Source organism: Verrucosispora sp. SN26_14.1 (assembly GCF_004307965.1).
GTDB lineage: Bacteria > Actinomycetota > Actinomycetes > Mycobacteriales > Micromonosporaceae > Micromonospora.
Window position 1 is genome coordinate 1 of sequence record NZ_SISL01000424.1, and the last position, 5,131, is coordinate 5,131.

The following is a 5,131-nucleotide window of genomic DNA, read 5'->3' on the forward strand; positions in this document are numbered from 1 at the left end:
CTCCGGCGCCGACCCGGCGCCGTCGACGGTCTGGAGCGCGTCCGTGGCTCGCTCGTCACGGGCGTGCCGTCCCGCGGCCCGCTTTCGGGAGAAGATCACTGCGTCCACCCTCCGCTGTTCGCACTCACCGTGCCATCTCTTCCGTCCACGCCGTCCGTGGCCGGCGGCGGCACCAGGCCGACGTGTCCGCCGGTGGAGCCGTGCCCGCCGGTGCCCCGGCCGGACGCGGGCAGTTCGGCCACCGGCCGGAAGGCCGCCCGTGCCACCCGCTGCACAACGAGTTGCGCGATCCGGTCGCCCCGCGAGATCTTCACCGGTGCGTCCCGATCATGGTTGATCAGGTTGACCAGGATCTCACCCCGGTAGCCGGCGTCGACCGTACCGGGCGCGTTGAGCACCGTCACGCCGAGTCTGGCCGCGAGCCCCGATCGGGGGTGGACCAGACCCACGTACCCCTCGGGCAACGCGATCGCCACGCCGGTCGGCACCAGAGCCCGGCCGCCGGGCGGCAACTCGACGTCGGCGGCGGCCACCAGGTCGGCACCGGCGTCACCGGGATGCGAGTACGCCGGCAGCGGCAAATCGGGGTCGAGTTGCCGTACCGGTACGGGCACCAGGTCGGTCACGGTCTACCTCTTTCGTCCGTTCCGCTGGGGGTGACCCTGCCATCCTGCCCGGTACCCGGGCCGCCGCGCGCCGTACCCTGGCACGAGTGAGCACGTCACCGTCCTCCTCCCCCACCACGGCACCCCCGACGTACACCGAACGGCTCCGGCTGCCCTGGTGGTTGTGGCCGGCCGGGATCGCGGTCGCCGCACTGCTGTCGGTGGAGGTCTGGATGGGCGCGACCGGCGTACGCGCCTGGCTGCCGTTCGCGGTGCTCGTCCCGCTCGCGCTGGCGACCATGGCCTGGCTGGGCCGGATCCGGGTCGCGGTGACCGACGGGGAACTCCAGGTCGACGACGCCCGACTGCCGGCGCGCTTCGTCGCCGACGCCGTCGCGCTGGACGCCGACGGGCGGCGTGAGGTGCTCGGTGTCGCCGCCGACCCGCTGGCGTTCGTGGTGCAGCGGCCGTGGATCTCCGGCGCCGTCCAGGTGGTCCTCGACGACCCGGACGACCCCACCCCGTTCTGGGTGGTCAGTTCCCGGCGCCCGGTCGAACTCGCCGAGGCGCTCCTGGCCGCCCGGGATTCGGCGCGCTGACCTCGTACCCCACTCCGGGCAGACTCGGGCCTCCTCGGCGCTCTCAGGGCCGTTGCCGGCACTGTCCCGGGGCTCAGCCGCCGCCGGACGGCCGTTCAGGAAGCGGGCAGCGCGGGCGGGCCACCGGGCACGGGTGGCCCGGCCGGTCCACCGGGCAGCGTCCGCCGCTGCCGGCGCAGGTCGGTGCGGAGTTCGTCGGCCAGCGCCCGGGTCGCCCGCCGGTTCAGGAAGCTCGCCACCGCCGCGCCGGTGAGGAAGGGCCCGAGCGTGGTCAGGTTACGACCGAACCGCTTGAGCAGGGTGTCCCGCAGCTCGTGCCGGGCGGCGGTGCCGAGCACCGCGCCGACCCCCACGCCCGGCATCATCGGGTTGACGCCGCGCCGGTTGGCCCACGCCTGCACCAGGGCGACCGTACGCTCCGTGCCGCCGCTGGGCAGCGGCGCGCCGTAGATCTCGTGCAGCTCGCCGGTCAGCTTCAGCTCGATCGTCACCACGGTGACCGTCTCGGCGGCCAGCAGCACCGGCGCGGACAACAGGCTCGGGGTGACCGTCCACTGCACGGCGGAGGCGCCGCCACCGGCCGCGCCGATCCCCGCGGTCGCCCGGGACGCGTTGCGGACCAGCCGGTCGGCCAACTGCTCGTCGTCCAGGCCCGGGAAGTGCCGGCGCAGGGTCGCCAGGTCCCGGATCGGTACGTGCGGGGCGACCTCGGCGACGGTGTCGACCATCCACCGCACGGCCGCCTTGGGCTTGAAGAGATCACCGATGCCCCGGTTCCGGGCCTGCTGCACCAGACGCCCGAGCAACTTCCGACGCGCCGCCGGCTCGACGTCGTCGGCGGTCAACGCCACCACCGTCGCGCCCAGCTCGTCCGTGTCCTGCCCGTGCGTGCCCTGCTCGTCCGCGTCCCGCCTGTTCGCGTTCGGCTCGCTCATGCCGCCACTCCGCTGCCCTCCGTGCCGCCACGCGACACCGCGGCCCGGAATCGATGACTCGACCACTGCCGCGCGCCCATGCCTGACCTCCCCCGGCTGACGGCCACCGCGTGGCGCGTCACCTCACGAGTGAATCAGGTCTCGGGCACCACCGCTCGCCGAGCCGGGTAGCGGCGGCTCCGTCCCGGAGCCGCCGCTGTTCTGGTGGTGTCGGGCCGTCGGTCAGACACACTCACGGCAGATCAGCTCGCCGTTGCGCTCGACTGCCAGCTGGCTGCGGTGGTGCACCAGGAAGCACCGGGCACAGCGGAACTCGTCCTGCTGCATCGGCAGCACCTTGACCGTGAGCTCCTCGTCGGCCAGGTCGGCGCCGGGCAGCTCGAAGCTCTCCGCCACCTCCGCCTCGTCGACGTCCACGGCACCCGACTGTGAGTCGACGCGCCGGGCCTTGAGCTCTTCGAGGCTGTCCTCGCCGAGGTCGACCTCGTCGCGGCGCGGGGCGTCGTAGTCGGTGGCCATCGGTTTCACTCTCCCATTTCGATGTTGTCGCTTCCGGTTGTAACGCCGGACGACGCTGTTTCGGTTCCGCTGGCAGGCCACCGCAAGTGTCGGCCACCCGACCCGACGACTGTGTGGGCCAGACCGCCAGAGGATCTCCCCGACGAGCGCGGAACCTACCCCCCCTTGGGCGAGGCATGTATACCGCCCTCGTGGCTGAGATGTACGCCCCTGCACGGGAAGTTGTTCCCAATGTGACTCAGGCGACACGAAGATAGGGGTAGTAGTACCCGGTTCCAGGGTGGCGCGCCGGTATGTCGGACTGTTTCCACGCGACGGTCGGACAACCGTTAACCTCAGCGGCGTACCCGGCGGCCGGCGGGACGGGCCCCCCACGCCGACGGCCGCTGCCACCCATCCATCGCCCGGGAGCGCCCTGATGAGCTTTGCGCGAGTGCGAGCACTCGTTGTCGTCGGCATGCTGGCGGTGGTCGCCCTGGTCTTCGTGGTCGTCGCACTCGTCAAGGACACCCAGGGTAACGCGGGCTCCGCCCAGGGTTGCCCGGAGGACTGGCCCCGCGCCGACGTGACGTTGCGCGAGCGCAAGGACGTCAAGATCAAAGTGCTGAACGCCACCGACCGCCCCGGGTTGGCCGCCAGCGTGGGCGACGAGTTCCGCAACCGCGACTTCCAGGTCCAGAAGGAAGCGAGCCAGAAGAAGCAGGTCGACGACGTGGCGGTGCTGCGGTACGGCCCGAAGGGCGTCGGCTCCGCCCACCTGCTGCGGGCGTACTTCCTCAACAACGCCGAGTACGAGTACGACGCCAAGCGCGAGGACGACGTGGTCGACGTGGTCCTCGGCAACGGCTTCCGGCAACTGGCGACCACCACCGAGGTGAACCAGTCCCTCGGTGACCTCGGTTCGCCGGTGGCCCCGCCGGGCACCTGCCCGATGCCGATCGAGGACTGACCGACGGATCGACCCGACCGGGTGGACCGGACGAGCCGGGCGGGCCGATCTGATCGGCCGAGCGTCCCGACTACGGGTCACCCGGCCGGACGATCAGGGGCCGCCGGAGGCGTCCAGCGCGGCCAGCCGGTCGTGCAGCGGCACGAACAGCTCCGGCGGCGCCGCGATGACCATGTCCGGCCCGGGGTCCTGCCCGTCGATCCCGCCGATCCGCAGGCCGGCCTCGGTGGCCACCAGTCCGCCGGCGGCCCGGTCCCAGTCCGCCAGGCCCTTCTCGTAGAACGCGTCGGCGCGCCCCTCGGCGACCAGGCAGAGGTCGACGGCGGCGGCGCCGAGCCGACGGATGTCCCGGACGTGCGCGATCAACTCGGTCACCACCCGGGCCTGGTGGACCCGACGGGCCGAGTCGTAGCCGAAACCGGTGATCACCAGCGCCTGCCCGAGGTCGGTCTCGGCGGAGCCGCGCAACCGCCGGCCGTCCCGCCAGGCACCGCCGCCGGCCGTCGCGGTCCACTCCTCGCCGGTCTGGATGTTGCGCACCACACCGGCCACGACCTCGCCGTTCACCTCGGCGGCGATCGACACCGCGCAGTGCGCCAGCCCGTACAGGTAGTTGACCGTGCCGTCGATCGGATCCACGATCCACCGCACCGGCGCCGGTGCCGCCGTACCGCGCTCCGCCGCGCCGTACTCCTCGCCCAGCACCGCGTCGTCCGGACGCCGCCGACGCAACGCGTCGATGATCTGGCGCTCCACCGCGCGGTCGGCGGCGGTCACCACGTCGGTGGCGGTGCTCTTGGTGGCCGCCACGGAGACGCCCTCGACCCTCATCCGGTACGCGGTGGCCGCCGCCTCCCGCGCCACCTCGATCGCGGTCTCCAACAACTGCCCTGGCTGCGGCGTCGAGCGGTCCATCGTCCGTCCCCTTCCCGCACGGGCGGGTTTCCGAGTCCTGCGCGGGTATCATCCTTACAAAGTCCAGATGTGCACCGAATCGGCGGTCTCGACCGCCGGTCAGCCGTGCGGCGCAGGATGATCGCCGCAGACGGCGTTACAATTCACCCCTGCCCACCGCCACGGGCGACCGGACGACCGGTCGGCCGGGGACACGGGGGTTCCTCAACCACATCGCCCGGCGTGGTGCCCCACGCTGCGCCGGACGATCCCGGCCGTGCTCGCTCTTCGCCTCCGGAAGGTCATTCGTGACAGAACCCCGCCAGACCGGCGCCGACGTTCGCTCGCTCACCGACACCCTGATCGCCCACGCGCAGAGCGCCGGCGGCCAGCTCACGTCGGCCCAGCTCGCGCGCACCGTCGAGTCCGCCGAGGTGACTCCGGCCCAGGCCAAGAAGATCCTGCGGGCGCTCTCCGAGGCCGGGGTGACCGTGGTGGTCGACGGTTCGGCCAGCACCCGCCGCCGGGTCGCCGCCGCCCGCTCCGCGACTCCCGCCTCCCGGGCCACCACCGCCAAGACCACCAAGAAGGCGGCTCCGCCCGCCCCGAAGCAGGCGGCCGCCGCCGACG

At 72.8% G+C, this 5,131-nt stretch carries 7 protein-coding genes; 3 read left to right on the plus strand and 4 right to left on the minus strand.

From position 1 onward, the window contains the following. Nucleotides 1-95 precede the first annotated feature (95 nt). Nucleotides 96-626 carry a dUTP diphosphatase gene (dut, locus tag EYA84_RS26000; protein ID WP_131056240.1) on the minus strand — a complete coding sequence of 177 codons (531 nt, stop codon included), beginning with the start codon at nucleotides 624-626 and terminating at the stop codon, nucleotides 96-98. A 77-nt stretch (nucleotides 627-703) separates the two neighbouring features. Here dut and EYA84_RS26005 point away from each other — a divergent pair, with 77 nt between their 5' ends. After that, on the plus strand, nucleotides 704-1,204 hold the full coding sequence (locus EYA84_RS26005) for a DUF3093 domain-containing protein (protein WP_131056242.1): 501 nt from the start codon (nucleotides 704-706) through the stop codon (nucleotides 1,202-1,204). Between the two features lie 95 nt (nucleotides 1,205-1,299). Here EYA84_RS26005 and EYA84_RS26010 read toward each other — a convergent pair whose 3' ends face one another. Together EYA84_RS26010 and EYA84_RS26015 are read right to left on the minus strand one after the other, a co-directional pair. Then, on the minus strand, nucleotides 1,300-2,139 hold the full coding sequence (locus EYA84_RS26010; RefSeq protein ID WP_236145961.1) for a hypothetical protein: 840 nt from the start codon (nucleotides 2,137-2,139) through the stop codon (nucleotides 1,300-1,302). A gap of 222 nt (nucleotides 2,140-2,361) precedes the next feature. Then, a complete protein-coding gene (locus EYA84_RS26015; protein WP_007075406.1) occupies nucleotides 2,362-2,658 on the minus strand; it encodes a DUF4193 domain-containing protein in 297 nt (98 codons plus the stop codon). 433 nt (nucleotides 2,659-3,091) lie between these two features. Between EYA84_RS26015 and EYA84_RS26020 the strand changes: the two genes are divergently transcribed. Further along, nucleotides 3,092-3,607 carry a LytR C-terminal domain-containing protein gene (locus tag EYA84_RS26020; protein WP_201272485.1) on the plus strand — a complete coding sequence of 172 codons (516 nt, stop codon included), beginning with the start codon at nucleotides 3,092-3,094 and terminating at the stop codon, nucleotides 3,605-3,607. A gap of 93 nt (nucleotides 3,608-3,700) precedes the next feature. Here EYA84_RS26020 and EYA84_RS26025 read toward each other — a convergent pair whose 3' ends face one another. Beyond that, nucleotides 3,701-4,522: an inositol monophosphatase family protein gene (locus EYA84_RS26025; protein WP_131056245.1), complete on the minus strand. Its 822-nt coding sequence runs from the start codon at nucleotides 4,520-4,522 to the stop codon at nucleotides 3,701-3,703. Nucleotides 4,523-4,809: 287 nt separating this feature from the next. Here EYA84_RS26025 and EYA84_RS26030 point away from each other — a divergent pair. Beyond that, the coding region (locus tag EYA84_RS26030; protein ID WP_275540815.1) for an RNA polymerase sigma factor region1.1 domain-containing protein at nucleotides 4,810-5,131 on the plus strand (322 nt) is incomplete at its 3' end.